The following is a 21,913-nucleotide window of genomic DNA, read 5'->3' as shown; positions in this document are numbered from 1 at the left end:
GGACGAATTCCTCCAAGCAAGTCATGTGCCAGTTGCCGTCCGGGCGGGGCGCCGGGCGCGTCCCGGCCGCGCTTTTCTCATGGCCTGCTTTTTGCTGACCTGTCCTTTCGTTTCCCAACCAACCGGTTTTCCGACATGGACCAGCAACACCTCCCCCGCATCAATGCAGACCGCCTCTGGCAATCGCTGATGGAACTCGCCAGGATAGGCGCGACGCCCAAGGGCGGCGTGTGCCGCATCGCCCTGACCGAGCTCGACAAGCAGGGCCGCGACCTCGTGACGGGCTGGTGCCGCGAGGCCGGGCTCGCGGTGCGGACCGACGAAGTGGGCAACGTGTTCGCGCGCCGCGCCGGCAGCGACCCGGACGCGCCCGCCGTGGCCACCGGCAGCCATATCGACACCCAGCCCTCGGGCGGCAAGTTCGACGGCAATTTCGGCGTGCTGGCGGGCCTGGAGGTCATGCGCACGCTCAACGACCACGGCGTCGTCACGCGCGCGCCGCTGGAGCTGGCGTTCTGGACCAACGAGGAAGGCACGCGCTTCACGCCCGTGATGATGGGCTCGGGCACCTTCGCCGGCGTGTTCGAGGCCGAATTCGTGCGCGCCCAGCGCGACCTCGACGGCATCAGCGTGGGCGAGGCGCTCGAGCAGATCGGCTACCGCGGCGAGCACGCGGCGGGCGAGGTGCCGGGCGGCATGTTCGCGGCCTATTTCGAGGCCCATATCGAGCAGGGGCCGGTGCTGGAAGCCGCCGGGCTGCCGATCGGCGTGGTCTCGGGCGCGCTCGGCCAGCAATGGTACGACGTGACCGTGACCGGGCAGGACGCCCACGCCGGCCCCACGCCGCTGGCGCTGCGCCACGACGCCATGCTGGCGGCCGCGCGCATGATCGAAGAGGTCAACCGCATCGCCGTGGCGGAGGCCCCGCACGGCCGCGGCACGGTCGGCTACGTGAACGTGGCGCCCAACTCGCGCAACGTGATCCCGGGCCGCGTCGATTTCTCGGTGGACTTCCGCAACCTGTCGCAGCCGGGGCTGGACCGCATGGACGCGGCCATGCGCGCGGCGTTCGGGCAGATCGCGCAGCAGGGCGGAGTCGCGGTGGAGATCCGCCAGGTGGTGAAGTTCGAGCCGTGCGCATTCGCGCCCGCCTGCGTGGACAGCGTGCGGCGCGCGGCCGCGGCGCTGGGGCTGCCGCACATGGACGTGGTCAGCGGCGCCGGCCACGACGCGGTCTACGTGGCGCAGCGCGCGCCGACCGGCATGATCTTCGTGCCATGCAAGGACGGCATCAGCCACAATGAGCTGGAAGACGCGCTGCCCGAGCACATCGAGGCCGGCGCCAACGTGCTGCTGCAGGCCATGCTGGAGCACGCGCGGTAATCTGGCCGCGCTCTCAGTGCGCGATGGAGCGGGAAATCGCCCACGCGCACTCGATCACCATCGGCGCCAGCTTCTTCTGCGCCTCGGCCATGCTCCAGCGGCTGGCCGGCGGCGACACGTGCACGGCGCCCACCGGCTGGCCCTGGCTGTTGACGATGGCCGCGCCGATGCCCATGTCGCCGAGGAACAGTTCCTCGTTGTTGCACGCATAACCCACCTTGCGGCAGGCCGCCACGGTCTCGAAGATCGCGCGCACGTCGGTCAGCGTGGCCGGCGTGCGCGCCACGCGCGCCGAGCTTTCCAGCATGGCCATGACCTGTTCGTCCGGCAGCGTGCTCAGGTAGGCGCGGCCGCTGCTGGTGCAGTACATCGGAATGCGCATGCCTACCGGGGTCAGGACCGGGATGTATTTCGACGTCATCAGTTGCGCCACGTAGACCATGTCCAGCCCGACCGGCTCGGTCAGGTTGGCGGTCTCGCCGCTGGCATTGGCAAGCTGCGACAGGTAAGGGCTGGCGGCCTGGATCAGGGCGTCGGCGGACAGGTAGTTGTAGCCGATCTCCATCACCTTGGGCGTCAGGCGGAAGCGCCGCGTCTGCGGGTGCTTGGCCACGTAGCCGAGCTTTTCCAGCGTATGCACGGTGCGCTGCGCCGAACTCTTGGTCATGCCGGTAAGCGCGGCCAGCTCCGCCAGCGTGAGCGTGCGGTGGACGACGCTGAAGGCGCGCAGGACATCCAGGCCCTTCTCCAGCGACTGGTTGAACAAAGGGTCGGGCCGGGTGGTGTCTTCGCCGCTTTCCGCGGCTTGCGGCGGCACGCCGCCGCCCTGGTATTCGATGTCCTGCACGGTCATTTCCGCTGTTCCGTCGAGTCCGCGGCGCCGGCTCCCGGCACCAACGCTGGGATGCCCTGCACCACGATGAATGCATATTGCACCAATATACGACTAAATCGATTATCGATTCGTCGCCAATGCGTCCATCATAAAAGGATGGCGTTGTTTTGGGAATAGCGGGCGAGGGCGCGCTGTGGCGCGGCGATGGGCGGGAGGCCGGCAAGCAGGCCGAAAAGCCTTGTCCGCAAAGGCTTTGCGAGGCGTGAACTGGTGTTTCGGGGCCGTTCGCTATTGAGCCTGTTCCAGATGCCTGCCGGGAAACCAGTCATCTCGCTCTAGCGTTTACCCCAATCCTGAGCGTGTTGACGATCAGTGAAATATCAGATTAGCATCACAACAACTTCAACACCCGAGGGACGCATCATGGCCCATCCGATCAGGCTGGTCGGCACCGCCGGCACCGGCGCCGCGGCGGACGGCGGCACGAGCCGCGCCGCCACCGGCGCCGCCATGCGCGAGCAGGCCTACGCCGAGATCAAGCGCCGCATCATCGCCTGCGAGTTCCGCCCCGGCGAGCCGCTCAACGAAGCCCAGGTCGCCGGCCTGCTCGGGCTGGGCCGCACGCCGGTCCACCAGGCGCTGCACCGGCTGGAAGTGGAAGGGCTGGTGTCGATCCTGCCGCGCAAGGGCGTGCTGGTGACGCCGCTGTCGCTCAACGAAGTGCTCGACATGATCGAGGTGCGCGCGACCAACGAGGTCCTGTGCGCCACGCTCGCCGCCGAACGCGGCCATGAGAGCGATTTCATGGCCATGCGCGAGATCGTGGACCGCACGCCCGACCTGCTGGCGCGGCGCGACATCGCCGGGCTGGCCTCGCTCGACCTCAAGTTCCATACCGCCATGTCTGCCGCCTCGCGCAACCGCGTGCTGGCCGACCTGCTGCGCAACCTGCACGAGAAGCAGGCGCGCTTCTGGTTCCTCTCGCTGTCCGACCCGCGGCACCTCGAGAAGGTCTACCAGGAACATCTGGAGATCGTCGACGCGCTCGAGCGCCGCGACATCCCGGCCGTGCGCGAGGCCATCCGCGAACACATCGACGAATTCCGGAAGAACATCATCCGGACCATCTGAACCACCGACAGTTTTCTTCCGCCACAGGTAACAGGTAGTACGAACATGCCGACACTGCAATTCCAGGTCGCCGGCGAGGGCGCGCTCGCCCTCGACATCCAGCGCCTCATCATCGCCGGCTGGACCGGCCGCGACGCCGACGCCGTCAACCATCACATCCGCGAGCTCGAGGCGATCGGCGTCAGGCCGCCCTCGACCGTGCCGTGCTTCTACCCGCTGGCGGCCTCGCTGCTGACCACCGGCACGCTGCTCGAGGTGCCGCGCGAGGATTCCTCGGGCGAGATCGAATTCGTGCTGCTGGCCGGTCCGGACGATCTCTACATCGGCGTCGGCTCGGACCATACCGACCGCAAGGTCGAGGCCTACGACGTCACCGTCTCCAAGCAGATGTGCGCCAAGCCGCTCGGCACCGAACTGTGGCGCTTCGCCGAGGTGGCGGACCACTGGGACCAGTTGCAGATGCGCTGCTGGCGCACCCGCGGCGGCCGGCGCGAGCTGTACCAGGAAGGGCTGGTGACGCGCCTGCTCGACCCGCGCGACCTGATCCGGCGCCTGACCGGCGAAGACGCGCTGCCGCCCGGCACCGCCATGTTCTGCGGCACCCAGGCGGTGATCGGCGAACTCGGCAGCGGCGAAGCGTTCGAAGTGGAGTTGCACGACCCGGTGCGCCAGCGCACCTTGCGCCATGCCTATCGCGTGGCCTGCCTGGCGGTGGCGCCATGAGCGGCGCGTACCCGACCATCGCCGCGCTCGCCGCCGATCTCGCCGCGGGGCGCGCCACCAGCGTGGCGTTGACCGAACAGGCGCTGGCGCGCATCGCAGACCATCGCCGCCAGGGCGGCACGGCCTTCCTGGAAGTGGACGCGGCCGGCGCGCTGGCCGCCGCGCGCGCGGCCGACCAGGCGCGCGCCGCCGGGCTGGTGGCCTCGCCGCTGGCGGGGCTGCCGGTCTCCGTCAAGGACCTGTTCGACGTCAAAGGGCAGGTGACGCGGGCCGGATCGAAGGCGCTGGCCGGCGCGCCCGCCAGCGCCGATGCTGTCGCCGTGGCGCGCTTGCGCGCGGCCGGCGCCGTGCTGATCGGCCGCACCAACATGAGCGAGTTCGCGTTCTCCGGGCTTGGCCTGAACCCGCACTACGGCACGCCGCGCACCCCGTTCGACCCGGCGCGCATCGCCGGCGGCTCGACCTCGGGCGGCGCGGTCAGCGTGGCGCAGGGCATGGCGGTGGCCGCGCTCGGCACCGACACCGGCGGCTCCATCCGCATTCCCAGCGCGTTCTGCGGCCTGACCGGCTTCAAGCCCAGCGCGCGCCGCGTGCCGCTCGACGGCGGCGTGCCGCTGTCCACCTCGCTCGATTCCGCCGGCCCGCTGGCGCGCTCGGTGGCCTGCTGCGCCGCGCTCGACGCCATCCTCAGCGGCGAGACGCTCGACAGCCATCCCGCGCCGCTGGCCGGGCTGCGCCTGCTGGTCACGCGCGACTTCGTCTGCGACAGCCTGGAGGCGGCGGTCGCGCAGGCGTTCGAGGCCACGCTGGAAACGCTGTCGCGCCTCGGCGCGCGCATCGTGCCGTTCGACTTTCCCGAACTCAGGCGCCTGCCGGACATCAACGCCGGCGGCGGCCTGACCGCGGCCGAGTCGTGGCACTGGCACAAACAGCTGTTGGCCGAACGCGGCGACGCCTACGACCCGCGCGTGGCCATGCGCATCCGCCGCGGCGAGAAGCTCGGCGCCGCCGACTACCTCGACCTGCTGGCCGCGCGCCGCGCCATGCAGGCGCGCGCCGCCGGCCTGCTGCGCGAAGCCGACGCCTGGCTGATGCCCACGGTGGCGGTGCGCCCGCCGCGGCTCGACGCGCTGGACAGCGACGAAGCCTTCTTCGCCACCAACGGCCTGGTGCTGCGCAACCCGAGCGTGATCAATTTCCTCGACGGTTGCGCGGTTTCGCTGCCGCTGCCGGCGGCGGACCAGGGCATCGGCCTCGGCGTGTGCGGGCTCGGCGGCCAGGATGCGCGCGTGCTGCAGGTGGCCGGCGCCATCGAGGCCGTGCTCCGGTAGTTCGGCAACCTCACCAGCAACCCGCCAGCAATCCAGCCAGCCACGACGAACCGAGAGGGCCGCGCCGACGCAGCGCGGCCCCGCCATCCCTATCCAAGGAGTTGTACCGATGACTACCGTGATGACCGGCGCCCCCGACACCCCCGACACCGCAGGGCACGCCGCGCCCAGCGCCGCCGAGCGCGACCATGCCTACCGCAAGATCGCGGCGCGGCTGGTTCCCTTCCTGGTCTTCCTGTTCGTGCTGGCCTGGATCGACCGCGTCAACGTCGGCTTCGCCAAGCTGCAGATGCTGCAGGACCTGCAATTCAGCGAAGCCGTGTACGGCTTCGGCGCCGGCATCTTCTTCATCGGCTACTTCCTGTTCGAAGTGCCCAGCAACCTGCTGCTGGAAAAAATCGGCGCGCGCCGCACGCTCGCGCGCATCACCATCCTGTGGGGCCTGGCGTCGATGGCGATGATCTTCGTCAAGACCCCCATGCAGTTCTACGCGCTGCGCTTCCTGCTCGGCATCTTCGAGGCCGGCTTCTTCCCGGGCGTGGTGCTTTACCTCACCTACTGGTTCCCCGCCCATCGCCGCGCCCGCATCAACGGCCTGTTCATGACCTCGTTCGCCATCGCCGGGGTGATCGGTGGCCCGCTGGCCGGCTTCATCATGAGCCGCATGGAAGGCGTCGAGGGCCTCGCCAACTGGCAATGGCTGTTCGTCATCGAAGGCATTCCGTCGGTGCTCGCCGGCATCGCCGTGCTCATGTTCCTGCCCGAGAAGCCGGCCGGCGCCGGCTGGCTCACGGCGGGCGAGCGCGACCTCGTCACGCGCGAGATCGATGCCGAGAACCGCGACCCCGCCAAGCACTCGTCGCTGCGCGACGCCTTCGCCAACGCCCGCGTCTGGATCTGCGCCGCCATCTACTTCTGCGTGGTCAGCGGCAACGCCACCATCGCGTTCTGGTCGCCGTCGATCATCAAGGAGCTCGGCGTGCAAGGCAACCTCCAGATCGGCCTGGTCTCCGCGCTGCCCTTCATCGCCGGCACCCTAGCCATGATCTGGAACGGCATCCACTCCGACCGCACCGGCGAACGCCGCCTGCACTGCGCCCTGGCCACCCTGATGGCCGCCGCCGGCCTCGTGCTCACCGGCATGTGGCTGCACAGCGCGGTGCTGGCGCTGATCGCGCTGACCATCGCCTCGATCGGCATCCTCGCCGCCTTCCCGGTGTTCTGGTCGCTGCCGTCCGCCTTCCTGGCCGGCACCGCGGCCGCCGGTGGCATCGCCCTGATCAACTCCATCGGCAACCTCGCCGGTTTCGTCGCCCCGTACATGATCGGCTGGTTCAAGACCAGCACCGGCCAGCTTTCCTCCGGCCTGTACTTCGTCGCCGCGCTGGAAGCCTGCGCCACCGTGCTGGTGCTGGCCTGCATCAAGGTCAAGCGCTGAAACCGGCGCCCGGCGCGCCCGCGCGGGGAAGACCCCGGCGAGGACCGCGGGGAGGGCTGGATTCCCCGCGCGCTTTGCGCTAGAATCCGCTGCCTCGTTGCGCTGCATGCGCAAAGTGCGCCGGCAGCACAGGAACACAAGCCAGGCGGGCAGTCCAAGCCGCCTGTTTTGCTTTGGGCTTCTCCTTGCTCATGTGGCTTCACATGCCGCCCGGCACGCTAGCGAGCAAAGCGGCCTCCCGCCAGGGATGCGCCCGCAGGGACTGCGAGGGTGGCGAAATTGGTAGACGCACCAGGTTTAGGTCCTGACGCCAGCAATGGTGTAGGGGTTCGAGTCCCCTCCCTCGCACCACCATCCATTCCGATGTAAACCACACGAAATCGCAAGACACCCAATCTGGCGACCTGCTTCGGTTCGTCGGCCGTGCAGGGCGATCCGATGCGTCAGGCTTCGTGGGCCAGCGCCGCCAGTGCCGCCCGGGCGATGAAGCCGCTGCGGGTTTCATGGCGCTTCTCGACGTAGGTGTCGATCTTGTGCAGCACGAAGCGCGGCAGACTGATGTTGATGCGTTCCGGCTTGGCGTCCAGCTTGGTCACGTCAACATCGGCCAGCGCCCATACCGCGCCCGCGAACTCTTCTCTGGCCGCGAGTTCTTCGATGGACGAGCAAACGAAGTTCACCTCCTCGCCCAGCTCGACCATCGTCTCGATGTGGCTGCCGATGGCCTCTCTTGCGTTTCTGATGGCGTCCTCGATGGTGTCGCCGTGGGAGTAGCAGCCCGGCACGTCCGGAACGGTCACTCCATAGACGCTCCCATCGTCCTTATGGATTGCGATGGGAAATTCCATGTCGATACTCCTTTCTGTTGCGTTCCGACTGACCCGCGAGCCGTATTTCCGGGGGAAGAATCACTGGCCTACAGGCCGGCGGTCTTCAGGATGTTGCGCACCGTCCCGAGTGGCAGATCTTTTTTCGGGTGCGGCACCGTGACCAGGAGTGGCTTCGTGGGGTGTTTGAAGTGGTGATGGCTGTCTTTGGTGCGAACCATTTTCCACCCGTCTTGCTCGAGCATCCGGATAAGGTCAGATGAGTTCATCTGTTTGTCTTTCGGCTGCTTTTGTGTAATTTTACACACGAAATATCAGGGGGCAAGGGCAGTATTTGCGTGCTCATGTGTATTACGCGGCGCACACGTTGAGGCGCGGGAGGCGTGCTCTCCCTCGCACCAAAGTCTTTCCCCCGCACCCCTTCCACGGCCCCGGCTACCCAATTGCCGGCGCCAGGGCAGCATCCTTCCCATTCGCCCGCCTGACAAAATCCAGCCCGAACAGCACCATCGCGACGATCACGCATCCACCGAGCAGCGAAAGCACCGCCATCGCCGGCATCCCCGGGCCGGCGCGCCGGTCGGGCAGGGTTGGTCCGGAGGCGAAATGCGCGTTGACGAGGTGCCGGGTGCGAAGCTCTTCGGCAATCAGGCCGACGTCGTTGAAGACTTCGCGGATGTCGTCGTCTTTCAGGTCGGTGCCGTCGAACACGTCTTTTTGCAGCGCCAGGTAGCCGGCCAGCATCGCCTTGCCTGACCTGGGCGGGGTGGCCAGGGCTTCCGCGCGCGCGAAGAAGGTTTCGCGCAGTGCGTTCTGGGCGGCGTCCCGCTCGAGCGAGACGAGCTGCATGCGCAGGTCGGCGATGGCGGATTCCGCGCCGACGAGTTGCGCCACGGGCGACAGGTATTTCGAGCTGGCGGCATCGGACGAGAGCAGTTGCCGGGACGCCAGCCGGTCGGCGCCGGGGTATCGGCCGGCGATGACCTTGAGGGACTTCAGCCGCTCGGTTTCCTGTCGGAGCTCGATTCGCTTGGCAATGATCTGGTTGTCGATCTGCTGCTTCCGGGACTTGAATTCGGCGGCCTTGGTGTGGACGATTTCGGTCAGTTCCTGGCGCAGCATCGTGTCCTTGAGGAAGTCGCCGAGGATTTCCACCCTGGCCGCCGCGTCGGCGGGCGAGGTGGCGGCAATGGAGATGTGGAAGCCGAGGATGTCGGGGTCGAGCGGGGTTTTGGTGTTGTTGAGGTAGCCGAGCTCCGCCTTGGAGTAGGGCAGCACGGGCGTGACGTGCTTGCGGAGAAAATTTTCCTGCAGGGAGTGGGTCAGGTAGCTGCCGTTGGCATCGGTTTCCAGTTTCTCGCTGAGGAGAAAGCGCTGCAGGGCGCTCTTGTCGGCGAACGCGGCGCGCTGGGCGTTGTATTCCGCCAGCTTCCGGCTGGCCCGCAGAAAGCCGTCGCTCTTGTAGCTTGCGCTGGCCAGGTAGAGGACCGAGAACAGGAGGAACGCCACGGCCGGGGCGAAGATCGCCATCCGCCTCCAGTGCCGGCGCAGCCATTGCCACAGGGCGATGGCGGAGGGTGGCAGGGCACGCGTGCTTTCCGGCGATCTGGCTTCCGACATGGTGTCTCTTTGAATCGATGGATGGAAATGCGCCGGTTGCGCGCCGGCTTACTAGAATCCATCAACACAGTGAGGCAATGGCTGGCGAATTTTCCTAAGTGCAATACGGAATCATCTCGATATTGCGTACTTGTCCGTAATTTGCGCGCCGCGCACCCGCTCAGCCGGCTTCATCGAACGGCAATTCGCCTTGCACCGGCAACGGCGCGAGGTCGTCTTCTCCGGCCACCGTCAACGCGCTGACCCTGACGCCCAGCAACCGTATCCTGCGGTCGAGCGTGACCCGTTTCACGCATTCGGTGGCGGCGCGCCGCAGTTGCACGGCGTCGGCGGTGGGCTCGGGCAGGCTCTGGTCGCGCGTGACGGTCTGGAAGTCGTCGTAGCGCAGCTTGACGCCGACGGTGCGGCCGACATAGCCCTTGCGGTGCAGGTCTTCGGCCAGACGCTGGCACAGGCCGGTGAAGATTTCGGAGAGGGCCTGGCGGTCCTGGCGCGGGTGGAGGTCGCGCTCGAAGGTGGTTTCGCGGCTCATGGACTTGGGTTCGGCGCTGACCACCACGCTGCGGTCGTCGCGGCCCTGGGCGGTTTCCGCCAGCCACGCGGAGTAGCTGCGGCCGAAGTGGCTTTGCAGCAGGCCGAGGTCGGCATGGGCGAGGTCGCCGACGGTGGCGATGCCGAGGCCGGCGAGCTTCTCGGTGGCCTTGGGGCCGATGCCGTTGACCTTGCGCACGGGCAGGGGCCAGATGCGCGCGGGGATGTCCGCGGCGGTGAGCAGGGTAAGCCCGTCGGGCTTGTCGAGTTCGGAGCCGATCTTGGCGAGCAGCTTGTTGGGGGCGATGCAGATGGAGCAGCTCAGTTGCGTGGCTTCGCGCACGGCCTGCTTGATGCGCGTGCCGAGTTCGGCCGGCTCGCCTTGCACGTCGCTGAGGTCGATGTAGATTTCATCGATGCCGCGGTCTTCGATCTGGTCGGTGAAGGCGTGGACGGCGGCCTTGAACAGGCGGGAGTAGTGCCGGTAGGAATCGAAGTCGGTCGGCAGCAGGATGGCGTCCGGCGCGAGCTGGGCGGCTTTCATCATGCCCATCGCGGAGAAGACGCCGAGCGCGCGCGCCTCGTAGGTGGAGGTGGTGACGACGCCGCGGCCGGCGTAGTCGCGCAGGCGGGCGAAGCGCCGGCTGCCGTCGGGCAGCGTCTCGGGCGTGGCGTTGCGCCCGCCGCCGATCACCACGGGCTTGCCGCGCAGTTCCGGGTACCGCAGGAGTTCGACGGAGGCGTAGAACGCGTCCATGTCCAGGTGGGCGATGCGGCGGGTTGCGGATGGCATTGGCGGCGGCTGGGATCGGGCGACGCCTGCGTCCTGCCGTGGCCGGGCGCAGCGTCTCCATGACTGTATGCATATACAGTATATCGAAGTCCGCGCCGGATACGGAATTGTCCGAGTGTGTGCCTAGCGCAGCAGGAAGGCGATGTCGTCGACGCTGATCCGCGCCGGCGGCACGCCGCGGCGCTGCTGGAACAGGATGTGCTGGAGCACCTGGCGGCGCTGGGCGGCGAAGACGGCGAGGTTGATCGGCGAGCCGGTGCGGGCGTAGTGCTCGATCAGCAGCTTGTAGGCGCGGTGGCGCAGGCGCAGCGCTTCGCCGTCGGCGCGGAGCTTGCCGGCGTCCTCCGCCGCGGGCGGCTCGGCCGCGCGCAGGGCTTCGAGTGCGAGGGCGTGCAGGTCGCGGTAGCGGTCGAGTTCGGCCTGCGTGGTGCGCAGGCGCTCGCGCAGTTCGCGGACCTTGCGCTGCAGCCGCAGCGTCATGCCGACGCCGTGCTCGATCAGCGCGACGGTTTCCAGCGCATGGCTGGCCGCGGCGATGGTGTTCTTCCAGATTCCCCGGTCGGCCGCGTCGGCGTCCGTTGTCCAGCCGTTGCCGGCTCCGCTGAGTGTTTTCATATGACCCTTGTACCCGATGTCCGGCGGCCGGTCCTGTGGTGTCCGGTCCTGTCCGTGCGCACGGTGGCCGCGCTGGCGGCGGCCTGCCATGCCGATGGTGCCTCGTGCGTTCGGGTACGTGCCGGCATATTCCGTGTGTGTCAGGCGTGTTTCAGGCCTGTGTCACGCACGTGCCATGCCGCAGCCTCGCGCCGAGGTTTTGGGGATCGATGCTACGGTCTTAGCGGGCGCGGGCCAAGTAGAAGATGCTTAGATCTGGTTTTCCCGGCGCCTATGTCGCGCCGTTGTCGGTGCCGTCGGTGCCATCGGCAGTGCCATCATCGGCACCATCGCGACTTCAGTCTTCCCGCGCTTCGAGCGTGAAGCCGGCGCCGGCATCCTGGCCCAGCAGCGAGACCAGCGTGGGCATGGCCGCTTCCAGGTTTTCCTTGAGGCGCCACGGCGGGTTGACGATGAACATGCCGCTGCCGTGCAGGCCCAGCCCGCCGGCCACCGGCTGCTTGACCGTGAGCGTGACGTGCAGCCAGCTCTTGAGCGGCAGCTTCTTGAGCTGCACCGGCAACTGCACCGATTCGCGGCGCTGCACCTCGGGATACCAGATGGCATAGATGCCGGTGGCGAAGCGCTGCAGGCCGTCCTGCAGCGTGCGCACCACGCGGGCGTAGTCCTGCTTGTCCTCGTAGGACGGGTCGACCAGCACCAGCGCGCGGCGCGGCGGGGGCGGCAGGATGGCGTTGATGCCGGTGAAGCCGTCGCCGTCGTACAGCATGACGCGGCGGCCGGCGCCGCGGAAGTTGTCGCGCAGCACCTGGATTTCCGTGGGGTGCATCTCGAACAGGCGCAGGCGGTCGGCGTCGCGCAGCATCTGCCAGGCCAGCCACGGCGAGCCCGGATAGTGCCGCAGGCTGCCATCCGGGTTGAGCGTGCGCACCTGTTCCAGGTAGTCCTCCAGCACGGTGGGCATGGGCCGCTTGGCGGCGGCGGCCTGCCACAGCCGGGCGATGCCGGTCTCGAACTCGCCCTTCTTCTGCGCGTAGGCATGGTCCAGCGCGTACAGCCCGGCGCCGGCATGCGTGTCGATATACCAGAACGGCTTGTCTTTCTGGGTCAACTGCTCCAGCAACTGGACCACGATGGCGTGTTTGAGGACATCGGCGTGGTTGCCGGCGTGGAAGGCGTGACGGTAGCTGAACATGGCAAGGCGGGCGAAAGACGGCAAAAAGAGCGGCCGAGGGGCGGCAAAAGCGCAGCAAAAAGAGCGGCAGGAGCGCGCGGATGCCGGGCGGTGGATGCCGGGCAGGGCGGCGGCGCAGGGCGCTATGCTACCATCGCCGCCACCCGGGGCCGTCCGCCCTGTCCGCCCCCGCTGGCTGGATTCCCGGTGGATTTCTCCGGTGCGTTTGCCCGGAATTTCTCCCGATTCCCCTCATGCCAGACGTTCCTGCCCGCTTCATGTCCCGCTCACTGGATCCCGCCGAACCCGTCTTCTCCGATGCCGGGCCGCCTTATTCGACGCGCTATGGCGACGTCTACCACAGCGACGAGGGTGGCCTCGCGCAGGCCCGCCACGTGTTCCTCGGCGGCAACGGCCTGCCGCAGGCGTGGGGCGGGCGCGACCAGTTCGTGATCCTGGAGACGGGCTTCGGCCTGGGCCTGAATTTCCTGGCGACGTGGCAGGCGTGGCGGGCCGATCCGCGGCGCTGCCGGCGCCTGCATTTCGTTTCCATCGAGAAGCATCCGTTTACGCGCGACGGCCTGGCCGCCGTCCATGTCAGGATGTCCGGCGCGGCCGAACTGGCTCCGCTGGCCGAGCAGCTGCAGCAGGCGTGGCCGCTGGCGCTGCCGGGCATGCACCGGCTGGCGTTCGAGGGCGGGGCGGTGGTGCTGACGCTGGCCTTCGGCGACATCGACACCATGCTGCCGCGGCTGGTGCTGGGCGCCGATGCGTTCTACCTCGATGGCTTCGCGCCCGAGCGCAATCCCGAGATGTGGCAGCCGCCGCTGATGAAGCGGCTGGCCCGGCTGGCGCGGCCCGAGGCCACGCTGGCGACCTACGCCGCGGCCGGCTTCGTGCGCCGCGGCCTGCGGGCCGCCGGCTTCGAGGCCCGGCGCGCGACCGGCTACGGCAGCAAATGGCACATGACGGTGGGGCATTTCCCCGCCGAGCGCGCCCGGCGCCGGCATCCGCCGCCGGCGCCCGCGGCCTGGCCCGAGCGCCATGCGATCGTGGTCGGCGCCGGGCTGGCCGGCTGCGCGGTGACGGAGCGCCTCGCCGCGCGCGGCTGGCGCGTCACGCTGTTCGATGCGCATGACGGTCCGGCGCGGCTGACCTCGGCCCATCGCGCGGCGGCCATGCATCCGCACCTGTCGTCGGACGACAGCATCCTGTCGCGGCTGTCGCGCGCCGGCAATCTCGCCTCGCTGCGCCACTGGGCCGCGCTGGCCGCGGCCGGCCACGCGCCGGGCTGGCACGAGTGCGGCGTGCTGCAGACCGGCGCCGGCGAGGAAGACGCGCGCATCCAGCAGGCCGCGCTGGCCGCGCTCGGGTTTCCCGCGGCCTTCGCGCGCTGGATGCCGGCCGAGGAAGCCGCGCGCCGGCACGCCGCGGCGGTGCCGCTGGGCGGGCTGTGGTTCGAGCAGGGCGGCTGGGCCGCGCCGCCCGACATCTGCGGCGCGCAACTGGCGCAGGCCGGGGCGGCGCTGACGGCGCGCTTCGGCTGCCGCGTCGCGCGGCTGGCGCGCGACGGCGACGGCTGGCTGGCGCTCGACGCGGCCGGCGCGGTGCTGGCGCGGGCGCCGGTGGTGGTGCTGGCCAATGCGCATGAAGCGCTGCGGCTGCTGCCGCTGCGCCACGTGACCATCGACCGGGTGCGCGGGCAGTTGACCACGCTGGCGGCGGCGCAGGTCGAGCAGCTTGGCGCCTGGCCCGACTGCGTGGTCACGGGCACCGGCTACCTGCTGCCGCGCGCCGCCGACGGCAGCGCGGGGGTCGGCTCCAGCTACGAGCCGGCCGACGCCGAGGACGGCGCGGAGGGCGCGCGCGCCGGCGTGCATGCCGAGAACCTCGCCAAGCTCGGCGCCTTGCTGCCCGGGCTGGCCGGCGCCGCGGGCCGGCTCGATGCGGCCGCGCTGGACGGCTACGTCGGCGTGCGCAGCGTGTCGCACAACCGCCTGCCGCTGATCGGCCGCATCGCCGACGAGGCGCGCGCCGCGCAGGACGCCGCGGCGCTGCGCGGCGCGCGCCTGCGCGACGTGCCGCGCCTGCCCGGCCTGTACGCGGCCCTTGCATATGGCTCGCGCGGCCTCACATGGGCCGCACTGGGCGCCGAACTGCTGGCCAGCCAGATCGACGGGGAGCCGTTGCCGCTGGAGCTGGAGTTGGCCGAGGCCGTCGATCCGGCGCGGCTGCTGGTGCGCGCCCTGCGGCAGGGGCTGGCGGGGGACGCGGGCGGGTCCGCGCCAGCCGCCGCTGGGCCCGGTTCCGAGTCCGTTCCCGGCTAAAAACTGCCGGAAGCGAACGAAAACCGTGCGATAATCCCCGTTTTCCGTTTGCGCGGGGCCTGTGCCCGGAAGCTCCGGGGCGTGGTTTCCAGCGCATGCCGGCAAGCTTGCGGACAGGACTTCGCACTGGCACCGGCGCTCGCCGCCGCGCATTGCCCCGCTTCATGCCGGGCGCGCGGGCGGGGTGCGCTTACGAACACAACAACATCTCTGGATTGGATCAACGACCATGTCGAATGTCATTGAAAACCTTGGCAAACTGGACCGCAAGGTGACCCTGGCCATTCCCAAGGCCGAAGTCGAAAAGGAAAAGCAGGATCGTCTGGTTCGCTTGTCGAAGACGGTGAAGATGTCCGGTTTCCGTCCCGGCAAGGTGCCGATGAAGATGGTCGAGAAGCAGTACGGCCAGCAAGTCGAGTTCGAAGTGCGCTACGACAAGGCTGCCCGCAAGTTCTTCGACATCACCAAGGAACAGGACGTCAAGGTCGCCGGCCAGCCGCGCTTCGAAGTCAAGACCGAAGGCGTGGGCGAGGACGAAGTGGCGTTCGACGCCACCTTCGAGGTGTACCCGGAAGTCAAGCTGGGTGACCTGGCCACGGCCGAAGTGACCCGCACCAAGACCGAAATCACCGATGCCGAAGTCGACAAGACCATCGACATCCTGCGCAAGCAGCGCGTGCACTACCACACCCGCGGCGAAGCCGGCGAGCACGGCGACGGCGGCGGCGAAGCGGCTGCCCAGAACGGCGACCGCGTCACGCTGGACTTCGTCGGCAAGATCGACGACGTCGAATTCCCCGGCGGCAAGGCGGACGACTTCGCCTTCGTGCTGGGCGAAGGCCGCATGCTGCCCGAGTTCGAGCAGGCCGCCCTGGGCCTGAAGGTCGGCGAAAGCAAGAGCTTCCCGCTGACCTTCCCCGCCGACTACCACGGCAAGGAAGTGGCCGGCAAGACCGCCGAGTTCACCGTCACGCTCAAGAAGATCGAGTGGGCGCACCTGCCGGAAGTCAACGACGAGTTCGCCAAGTCGCTCGGCATCGCCGACGGCAGCGTCGAGAAGATGCGCGCCGACATCCGCGAGAACCTCGAGCGCGAAGTCAAGCGCCGCACCCACGCCATGCTGAAGGACCAGGTGATGGACGCGCTGCTCAAGGCCAGCGAGCTGGACGTGCCCAAGGCACTGGTCGAGCAGGACCAGGAGCGCCTGGTCGAGATGGCCCGCCGCGACCTGGAACAGCGCGGCATGCCGAACGCCAAGGACATGCCGATTCCGGCCGAGATGTTCACCCAGCAGGCCGAGCGCCGCGTCAAGCTGGGCCTGATCCTGGCCGAGATCGTCAAGGCCCACGGCCTGGACGCCAAGGCCGACCAGATCAAGGCCGAGATCGAGGACTTCGCCAAGAGCTACGAGGACCCGAAGGAAGTCATGCGCTGGTACTACGGCGACCAGCAGCGCCTGGCCGAGATGGAGGCCTACGTGCTCGAAAACAACGTGGTAAATTTCGTGTGCGACAAGGCCAAGGTCACCGACAAGACGGTGTCCTTCGAGGAACTGACTGCCGAAGGCAACCAGCCCCAGCAGGCCTGAGCCTGGCCAGTCCGGCGCGCCGTCTTCTGACGGCGGCGCCGGCCGCGGCCTCGCTTCTCGCCGCCTTGTCTCTCACCGAACTCCAGGAGAACTTGCATGACCCGCAATGATTTGCTTGACCGTCTGGCCACCACGCAGGCCTCCGCCCTGGAAACGCAGGGACTCGGGCTGGTGCCGATGGTGGTCGAGCAGTCCGGTCGGGGCGAGCGCGCCTATGACATCTACTCGCGCCTGCTGAAGGAGCGCGTGATCTTCATGGTGGGCGAAGTCAACGACCAGACCGCTAACCTGGTGGTGGCACAACTGCTGTTCCTGGAGAGCGAAAATCCCGACAAGGACGTCTCGCTCTACATCAACTCGCCGGGCGGCTCGGTGTCGGCGGGCCTCGCCATCTACGACACCATGCAGTTCGTCAAGCCGGACGTATCCACGCTGTGCATGGGCATGGCCGCCAGCATGGGCGCGTTCCTGCTGGCAGCCGGCGCCAAGGGCAAGCGTTCGGCGCTGCCGAACTCGCGCATCATGATCCACCAGCCGCTCGGCGGCGCGCGCGGCCAGGCCTCGGACATCGAGATCCAGGCCCGCGAGATCCTGTACCTGCGCGAGCGCCTGAACGGCATCCTGTCGGAAGTCACCGGCCAGCCGGTCGAGAAGATTGCCCGCGATACCGATCGCGACAACTTCATGAGCGGCGACCAGGCGGTGGACTATGGCCTGATCGACAAGGTCATCGCCCGCCGTAGCTGAAAACGCCACCCCGGGACCCGCGGGTTCCGGGGCCGGCGCGGATTGAAGAAGGCTATGCAGAAACGAGGCCTGGCGCCTCGTTTTTTGCTTTTGCCCCACAGCGTAGGGGTTCCACCGCCGCGCCAATTGTTTTGGCGTATGATGCGTTTGAAGCGTATCCCCGCAGCGCCTTGGCCCTGCGGCACGCACACTGCTAATGTGACTGATTCCTATGGCGGATAAAAAAGGTTCATCCAGCGAGAAGCTCCTTTACTGCTCGTTCTGCGGCAAGAGCCAGCACGAGGTAAAGAAGCTCATCGCCGGCCCGTCGGTGTTCATTTGCGACGAATGCATCGACCTGTGCAACGAGATCATCCGCGACGAGGCAGCGGCATCCGACAAGGATGCCGGCGCCACGGCCAAGTCCGATCTCCCCACGCCGCACGAGATCCGCGAAAGCCTCGATCAGTACGTGATCGGGCAGGAACAGGCCAAGAAGATCCTGGCCGTGGCGGTGTACAACCACTACAAGCGCCTCAAGCACCTCGGCAAGAAGGACGACGTCGAGTTGTCCAAGAGCAACATCCTGCTGATCGGGCCGACCGGCTCGGGCAAGACGCTGCTCGCGCAGACGCTGGCGCGCCTGCTCAACGTGCCGTTCGTGATCGCCGACGCCACCACGCTGACCGAAGCCGGCTACGTCGGCGAGGACGTGGAAAACATCATCCAGAAGTTGCTGCAGAACTGCAACTACGAGGTGGAGAAGGCGCAGCGCGGCATCGTCTACATCGATGAGATCGACAAGATCTCGCGCAAGTCGGACAACCCGTCCATCACCCGCGACGTGTCGGGCGAGGGCGTGCAGCAGGCCCTGCTCAAGCTGATCGAGGGCACGATGGCCTCGGTGCCGCCGCAGGGCGGGCGCAAGCATCCGAACCAGGACTTCCTGCAGGTCGACACGACCAACATCCTGTTCATCTGCGGCGGCGCGTTCGACGGCCTGGAAAAGGTCATCATGCAGCGCTCGGACAAGACCGGCATCGGTTTTGCCGCGCAGGTGCAGAGCAAGGAAGAGCGCGACGCCAGCGAAGTGCTGCCGCAGACCGAGCCGGAAGACCTGATCAAGTTCGGCCTGATCCCGGAACTGATCGGCCGCCTGCCGGTGGTCGCCACGCTGGCCAAGCTCGACGAGGCCGCGCTGATGCAGATCCTGGTCGAGCCCAAGAACGCGCTGGTCAAGCAATACCAGAAGCTGCTGGCGATGGAAGGCGTGGAGCTGGAAATCCGCCCGGCCGCGCTGTCCGCGATCGCGCGCAAGGCCATCCGCCGCAAGACCGGCGCGCGCGGCCTGCGTTCGATTCTCGAACAGTCGCTGATGGACGTGATGTACGACCTGCCGAACTACAAGGGTGTGCAGAAGGTGGTGATTGACGAGAACACCATCACCGGGGATGCCCCGCCGCTGCTGATGTACGAGGACCAGCCCAAGGTGGCCGGTTCGAACTGACGGCGAACGCCGGCGCTTTGTGTTTGATCGAGGCCGGCAGCGAGACCGAAAGGCCGCTCGCAAAAAGCGAGCGGCTTTTTTTCTTCATTTTCGTAAAACGAAGGGGAGGAAACGGGGGTATGCTGTTTGGACGGGTCCTGCAAGTGCGGAAACCGGCATTTGCATGGGGTCATGAATCGTTGGCGAAGCGTGTCTTGCAATCGATTCATGCGGCCCAATTTACGCCTAAATGACTGACTGGGGAAAATGATGTCCGGAACACAACTCCTCCCGGCTGAGCCGATTCGCCTGCCACTGTTGCCGCTGCGCGACGTGGTGGTGTTTCCGCACATGGTGATCCCACTGTTCGTGGGACGTCCGAAGTCCATCAAGGCGCTTGAAACTGCGATGGAGTCGGGCAAGAGCATCATGCTTGTAGCCCAGAAGACGGCGGCCAAGGATGAGCCGACCGCCGACGACCTCTACGAGGTGGGCTGCATCGCCAATATCCTGCAGATGCTCAAGCTGCCCGACGGCACCGTCAAGGTGCTGGTCGAAGGCACGCAGCGCGCGAATATCCGCGAAGTGAGCGAAGACGACTCGCACTTCATGTGCGAAGCCGTGCCCGTGCCGCCGGGCCCGGTCGAGACCGCCGAGACGGAGGCGCTGCGCCGCGCCATCGTGTCGCAGTTCGACCAGTACGTGAAGCTCAACAAGAAGATCCCGCCCGAGATCCTGACCTCGCTGTCGGGCATCGACGAGCCCGGCCGCCTGGCCGACACCATCGCCGCGCACCTGCCGATCAAGCTCGAGCAGAAGCAGAAGATCCTCGAGATGGTGAACGTCACCGAGCGCCTCGAGAGCCTGCTGTCGCAGCTCGAGGGCGAGATCGACATCCTGCAGGTCGAAAAGCGCATCCGCGGCCGCGTCAAGCGCCAGATGGAGAAGAGCCAGCGCGAGTACTACCTGAACGAGCAGGTCAAGGCCATCCAGAAGGAACTGGGCGAGGGCGAAGAGGGCGCCGACCTGGAAGAGCTCGACAAGCGCATCAAGGCCGCGCGCATGCCGAAGGAAGCCAAGAAGAAGGCCGACGCCGAATTCAAGAAGCTCAAGCTGATGTCGCCGATGTCGGCCGAAGCCACCGTCGTGCGCAACTACATCGACACGCTGGTCAACCTGCCGTGGCGCAAGAAGAGCAAGGTCAACAACGACCTCGCCAACGCCGAGCGCGTGCTCGACGAAGACCACTATGGCCTGGAGAAGGTCAAGGAACGCATTCTCGAGTACCTCGCGGTGCAACAGCGCGTGGACAAGGTGAAGGCGCCGATCCTGTGCCTGGTCGGGCCCCCCGGCGTGGGCAAGACCTCGCTCGGGCAGTCGGTGGCGCGCGCGACGAACCGCAAGTTCGTGCGCATGGCGCTGGGCGGCGTGCGCGACGAGGCCGAGATCCGCGGCCACCGCAGGACCTACATCGGCTCGATGCCGGGCAAGATCCTGCAGAGCCTGTCCAAGGTCGGCGTGCGCAATCCGCTCTTCCTGCTCGACGAAATCGACAAGATGGGCATGGACTTCCGCGGCGATCCTTCGTCGGCGCTGCTCGAGGTGCTGGACCCGGAACAGAACCACACGTTCCAGGACCACTATATCGAAGTGGACTTCGACCTGTCCGACGTGATGTTCGTGGCGACCTCGAACTCACTGAACATTCCGCCGCCGCTGCTGGACCGCATGGAAGTGATCCGCCTCTCCGGCTACACCGAAGAGGAAAAGGTCAACATCGCCCAGCGCTACCTGCTGCCCAAGCAGATCAAGAACAATGGTCTGAAGGCAGGCGAGATCGAAGTCAGCGAGGAAGCGCTGCGCGACATCATCCGCTACTACACGCGGGAAGCGGGCGTGCGCTCGCTCGAGCGTGAAGTGTCGAAGATCGCGCGCAAGGTGGTGAAGCTGCTGCTGCTCAAGAAGGAATCGGGCACGGTCAAGGTGGCCTCGGACAACCTGGACAAGTTCCTCGGCGTGCGCAAGTACGACTTCGGCCTGGCCGGCAAGGAAAACCAGGTCGGCCAGGTGACTGGCCTGGCGTGGACCGAGGTGGGCGGCGACCTGCTGACCATCGAAGCCGCGATCATGCCGGGCAAGGGCAACATCACGCGCACCGGCTCGCTCGGCGACGTGATGAAGGAGTCGGTCGAGGCGGCCCGCTCGGTGGTGCGCTCGCGCGCCCGCCGCCTGGGCATCCCGGACGAGATGTTCGAGAAGCGCGACATCCACATCCACGTGCCCGAAGGCGCCACGCCCAAGGACGGTCCTTCGGCCGGCGGCGCCATGACCACGGCGCTGGTGTCGGTGCTGACGGGCATCCCGGTGCGCGCCGACGTGGCCATGACCGGCGAGATCACGCTGCGCGGCGAAGTGCTGCCGATCGGCGGCCTCAAGGAGAAGCTGCTGGCGGCCCATCGCGGCGGCATCAAGCTGGTGCTGATCCCCGAGGAGAACGTGAAGGATCTGGCCGAGATCCCGGACAACGTCAAGAACGCCATCGAGATCATCCCGGTGCGCTGGATCGACAAGGTCCTGGAACTGGCGCTCGAGCGCAAGCCCGAGCCGCTGCCCGAGGAAGTGGCCAAGCCCGCCGACGTGGCGGACAAGGCCGCGGCCAAGGTCGAGATGATCCATCACTGACATCGCAGGGGCCCGCTGTCCGGGGCCCCGCCGCATGACGGCAGCACGAGACGCCGCGGGTTTTGCCCGCGGCGTTTTTCATTGCGCGCAGACATCGCGAAGGTCGGGGCGCACGACCATCGCGCAGGGTTGCGCGGGGTTGCGCAGGGTTGTTTACGGGGCTTTCACGCGGCCCGTACGCGGCTTTTGCGCCGCCCGATGCGGCCATGAAGAATGCTTGGCAAAACGGCGACGCCTGTATTACACTTGCGGCCTCGCAACGCAAACAGCAGTAAGTGCTCTGATATGTGCGCGGCGATACATGCAGATTCGCGGTACGAGCGGGTGCTTAGCTCAGTTGGTAGAGCGGCGCCCTTACAAGGCGTAGGTCGGGGGTTCGAGCCCCTCAGCACCCACCACGCTCGGTGCCTCGGACGCCTCGCCGTCTCTCGCCTCTTCGGTCTCGTCGCGACGAAGAACAGCGCGCAAGAGCACGGCCGCACCGAATCCAGGAGTGGTAGTTCAGTTGGTTAGAATACCGGCCTGTCACGCCGGGGGTCGCGGGTTCGAGCCCCGTCCACTCCGCCAAACAAGCAGTGAGCAGAACGTCAGCAGAACGGGCCCTTAGCGGCCCGTTCTGCTTTTCGGCGTTCGCCGGCTTTCCCCGTTCCCGGGCGGATCCGCGCGCAACCGCGCAATGGCGGGCCGTAAATCGCGTGAAGCG

17 protein-coding genes and 3 tRNA genes are annotated in these 21,913 nt (G+C 67.5%); 13 read left to right on the top strand and 7 right to left on the bottom strand.

The window, feature by feature from the left end; all coding sequences use genetic code 11:
- Nucleotides 1-135: 135 nt before the first annotated feature.
- On the top strand, nucleotides 136-1,383 hold the full coding sequence (locus tag AC3WXD_RS31725; RefSeq protein WP_029043241.1) for a Zn-dependent hydrolase: 1,248 nt from the start codon (nucleotides 136-138) through the stop codon (nucleotides 1,381-1,383).
- 13 nt (nucleotides 1,384-1,396) lie between these two features.
- On the opposite strand, the gene AC3WXD_RS31720 is transcribed toward AC3WXD_RS31725, so the two are convergent.
- A complete protein-coding gene (locus AC3WXD_RS31720; protein WP_454731439.1) occupies nucleotides 1,397-2,236 on the bottom strand; it encodes an IclR family transcriptional regulator in 840 nt (279 codons plus the stop codon).
- A gap of 405 nt (nucleotides 2,237-2,641) precedes the next feature.
- Between AC3WXD_RS31720 and AC3WXD_RS31715 the strand changes: the two genes are divergently transcribed.
- The 5 genes from AC3WXD_RS31715 to AC3WXD_RS31695 all read left to right on the top strand — a co-directional run bounded on the left by AC3WXD_RS31715 (nucleotide 2,642) and on the right by AC3WXD_RS31695 (nucleotide 7,192).
- Nucleotides 2,642-3,349: a GntR family transcriptional regulator gene (locus AC3WXD_RS31715; RefSeq protein ID WP_454731440.1), complete on the top strand. Its 708-nt coding sequence runs from the start codon at nucleotides 2,642-2,644 to the stop codon at nucleotides 3,347-3,349.
- A gap of 45 nt (nucleotides 3,350-3,394) precedes the next feature.
- On the top strand, nucleotides 3,395-4,072 hold the full coding sequence (locus tag AC3WXD_RS31710) for a DUF2848 domain-containing protein (RefSeq protein WP_020201264.1): 678 nt from the start codon (nucleotides 3,395-3,397) through the stop codon (nucleotides 4,070-4,072).
- Nucleotides 4,069-5,403, top strand: coding sequence for an amidase (locus tag AC3WXD_RS31705; protein ID WP_492325417.1), 1,335 nt, complete (start codon nucleotides 4,069-4,071; stop codon nucleotides 5,401-5,403). The genes AC3WXD_RS31710 and AC3WXD_RS31705 overlap by 4 nt, the downstream gene beginning before the upstream one ends.
- A gap of 109 nt (nucleotides 5,404-5,512) precedes the next feature.
- Nucleotides 5,513-6,841: an MFS transporter gene (locus AC3WXD_RS31700; protein WP_492325416.1), complete on the top strand. Its 1,329-nt coding sequence runs from the start codon at nucleotides 5,513-5,515 to the stop codon at nucleotides 6,839-6,841.
- Between the two features lie 264 nt (nucleotides 6,842-7,105).
- A tRNA-Leu gene (locus AC3WXD_RS31695) sits at nucleotides 7,106-7,192 on the top strand.
- A gap of 92 nt (nucleotides 7,193-7,284) precedes the next feature.
- On the opposite strand, the gene AC3WXD_RS31690 is transcribed toward AC3WXD_RS31695, so the two are convergent.
- The 6 genes from AC3WXD_RS31690 to AC3WXD_RS31665 all read right to left on the bottom strand — a co-directional run bounded on the left by AC3WXD_RS31690 (nucleotide 7,285) and on the right by AC3WXD_RS31665 (nucleotide 12,422).
- On the bottom strand, nucleotides 7,285-7,689 hold the full coding sequence (locus AC3WXD_RS31690; RefSeq protein WP_492325415.1) for a type II toxin-antitoxin system HicB family antitoxin: 405 nt from the start codon (nucleotides 7,687-7,689) through the stop codon (nucleotides 7,285-7,287).
- 68 nt (nucleotides 7,690-7,757) lie between these two features.
- Nucleotides 7,758-7,937, bottom strand: a complete 180-nt coding sequence (locus AC3WXD_RS31685; RefSeq protein WP_454731517.1) for a type II toxin-antitoxin system HicA family toxin — start codon at nucleotides 7,935-7,937, stop codon at nucleotides 7,758-7,760.
- A 166-nt stretch (nucleotides 7,938-8,103) separates the two neighbouring features.
- Nucleotides 8,104-9,288 carry a hypothetical protein gene (locus tag AC3WXD_RS31680; RefSeq protein ID WP_492325414.1) on the bottom strand — a complete coding sequence of 395 codons (1,185 nt, stop codon included), beginning with the start codon at nucleotides 9,286-9,288 and terminating at the stop codon, nucleotides 8,104-8,106.
- A gap of 160 nt (nucleotides 9,289-9,448) precedes the next feature.
- On the bottom strand, nucleotides 9,449-10,612 hold the full coding sequence (gene dinB, locus AC3WXD_RS31675) for a DNA polymerase IV (RefSeq protein WP_492325413.1): 1,164 nt from the start codon (nucleotides 10,610-10,612) through the stop codon (nucleotides 9,449-9,451).
- A gap of 123 nt (nucleotides 10,613-10,735) precedes the next feature.
- Nucleotides 10,736-11,227, bottom strand: a complete 492-nt coding sequence (locus tag AC3WXD_RS31670) for a hypothetical protein (protein ID WP_492325412.1) — start codon at nucleotides 11,225-11,227, stop codon at nucleotides 10,736-10,738.
- Between the two features lie 337 nt (nucleotides 11,228-11,564).
- Nucleotides 11,565-12,422, bottom strand: a complete 858-nt coding sequence (locus tag AC3WXD_RS31665) for a 23S rRNA (adenine(2030)-N(6))-methyltransferase RlmJ (protein ID WP_020203708.1) — start codon at nucleotides 12,420-12,422, stop codon at nucleotides 11,565-11,567.
- A 257-nt stretch (nucleotides 12,423-12,679) separates the two neighbouring features.
- On the opposite strand from AC3WXD_RS31665, the gene mnmC reads away from it, so the two are divergent.
- The 7 genes from mnmC (at nucleotide 12,680) to AC3WXD_RS31630 (ending at nucleotide 21,777) form a co-directional block, all read left to right on the top strand.
- Nucleotides 12,680-14,728 carry a bifunctional tRNA (5-methylaminomethyl-2-thiouridine)(34)-methyltransferase MnmC2/FAD-dependent 5-carboxymethylaminomethyl-2-thiouridine(34) oxidoreductase MnmC1 gene (mnmC, locus tag AC3WXD_RS31660; RefSeq protein ID WP_492325411.1) on the top strand — a complete coding sequence of 683 codons (2,049 nt, stop codon included), beginning with the start codon at nucleotides 12,680-12,682 and terminating at the stop codon, nucleotides 14,726-14,728.
- Between the two features lie 229 nt (nucleotides 14,729-14,957).
- The gene (tig, locus tag AC3WXD_RS31655; RefSeq protein WP_020203706.1) at nucleotides 14,958-16,316 is read left to right on the top strand and encodes a trigger factor; all 1,359 of its coding nucleotides are present in this window, start codon (nucleotides 14,958-14,960) and stop codon (nucleotides 16,314-16,316) included.
- A 96-nt stretch (nucleotides 16,317-16,412) separates the two neighbouring features.
- On the top strand, nucleotides 16,413-17,063 hold the full coding sequence (clpP, locus tag AC3WXD_RS31650) for an ATP-dependent Clp endopeptidase proteolytic subunit ClpP (protein ID WP_020203705.1): 651 nt from the start codon (nucleotides 16,413-16,415) through the stop codon (nucleotides 17,061-17,063).
- Nucleotides 17,064-17,274: 211 nt separating this feature from the next.
- Nucleotides 17,275-18,549, top strand: a complete 1,275-nt coding sequence (gene clpX, locus AC3WXD_RS31645; RefSeq protein WP_020203704.1) for an ATP-dependent Clp protease ATP-binding subunit ClpX — start codon at nucleotides 17,275-17,277, stop codon at nucleotides 18,547-18,549.
- 249 nt (nucleotides 18,550-18,798) lie between these two features.
- Nucleotides 18,799-21,210, top strand: a complete 2,412-nt coding sequence (gene lon / locus AC3WXD_RS31640; RefSeq protein ID WP_059412835.1) for an endopeptidase La — start codon at nucleotides 18,799-18,801, stop codon at nucleotides 21,208-21,210.
- Between the two features lie 322 nt (nucleotides 21,211-21,532).
- Nucleotides 21,533-21,608 (top strand) — tRNA-Val (locus AC3WXD_RS31635).
- A 92-nt stretch (nucleotides 21,609-21,700) separates the two neighbouring features.
- Nucleotides 21,701-21,777, top strand: a tRNA-Asp gene (locus AC3WXD_RS31630).
- Nucleotides 21,778-21,913 lie beyond the last annotated feature (136 nt).

The organism is Cupriavidus sp. FW216-B1 (genome assembly GCF_058789195.1).
The sequence above is the reverse complement of the archived record's forward strand: the minus strand, read 5'-3'. Positions and strand labels throughout refer to the sequence as shown.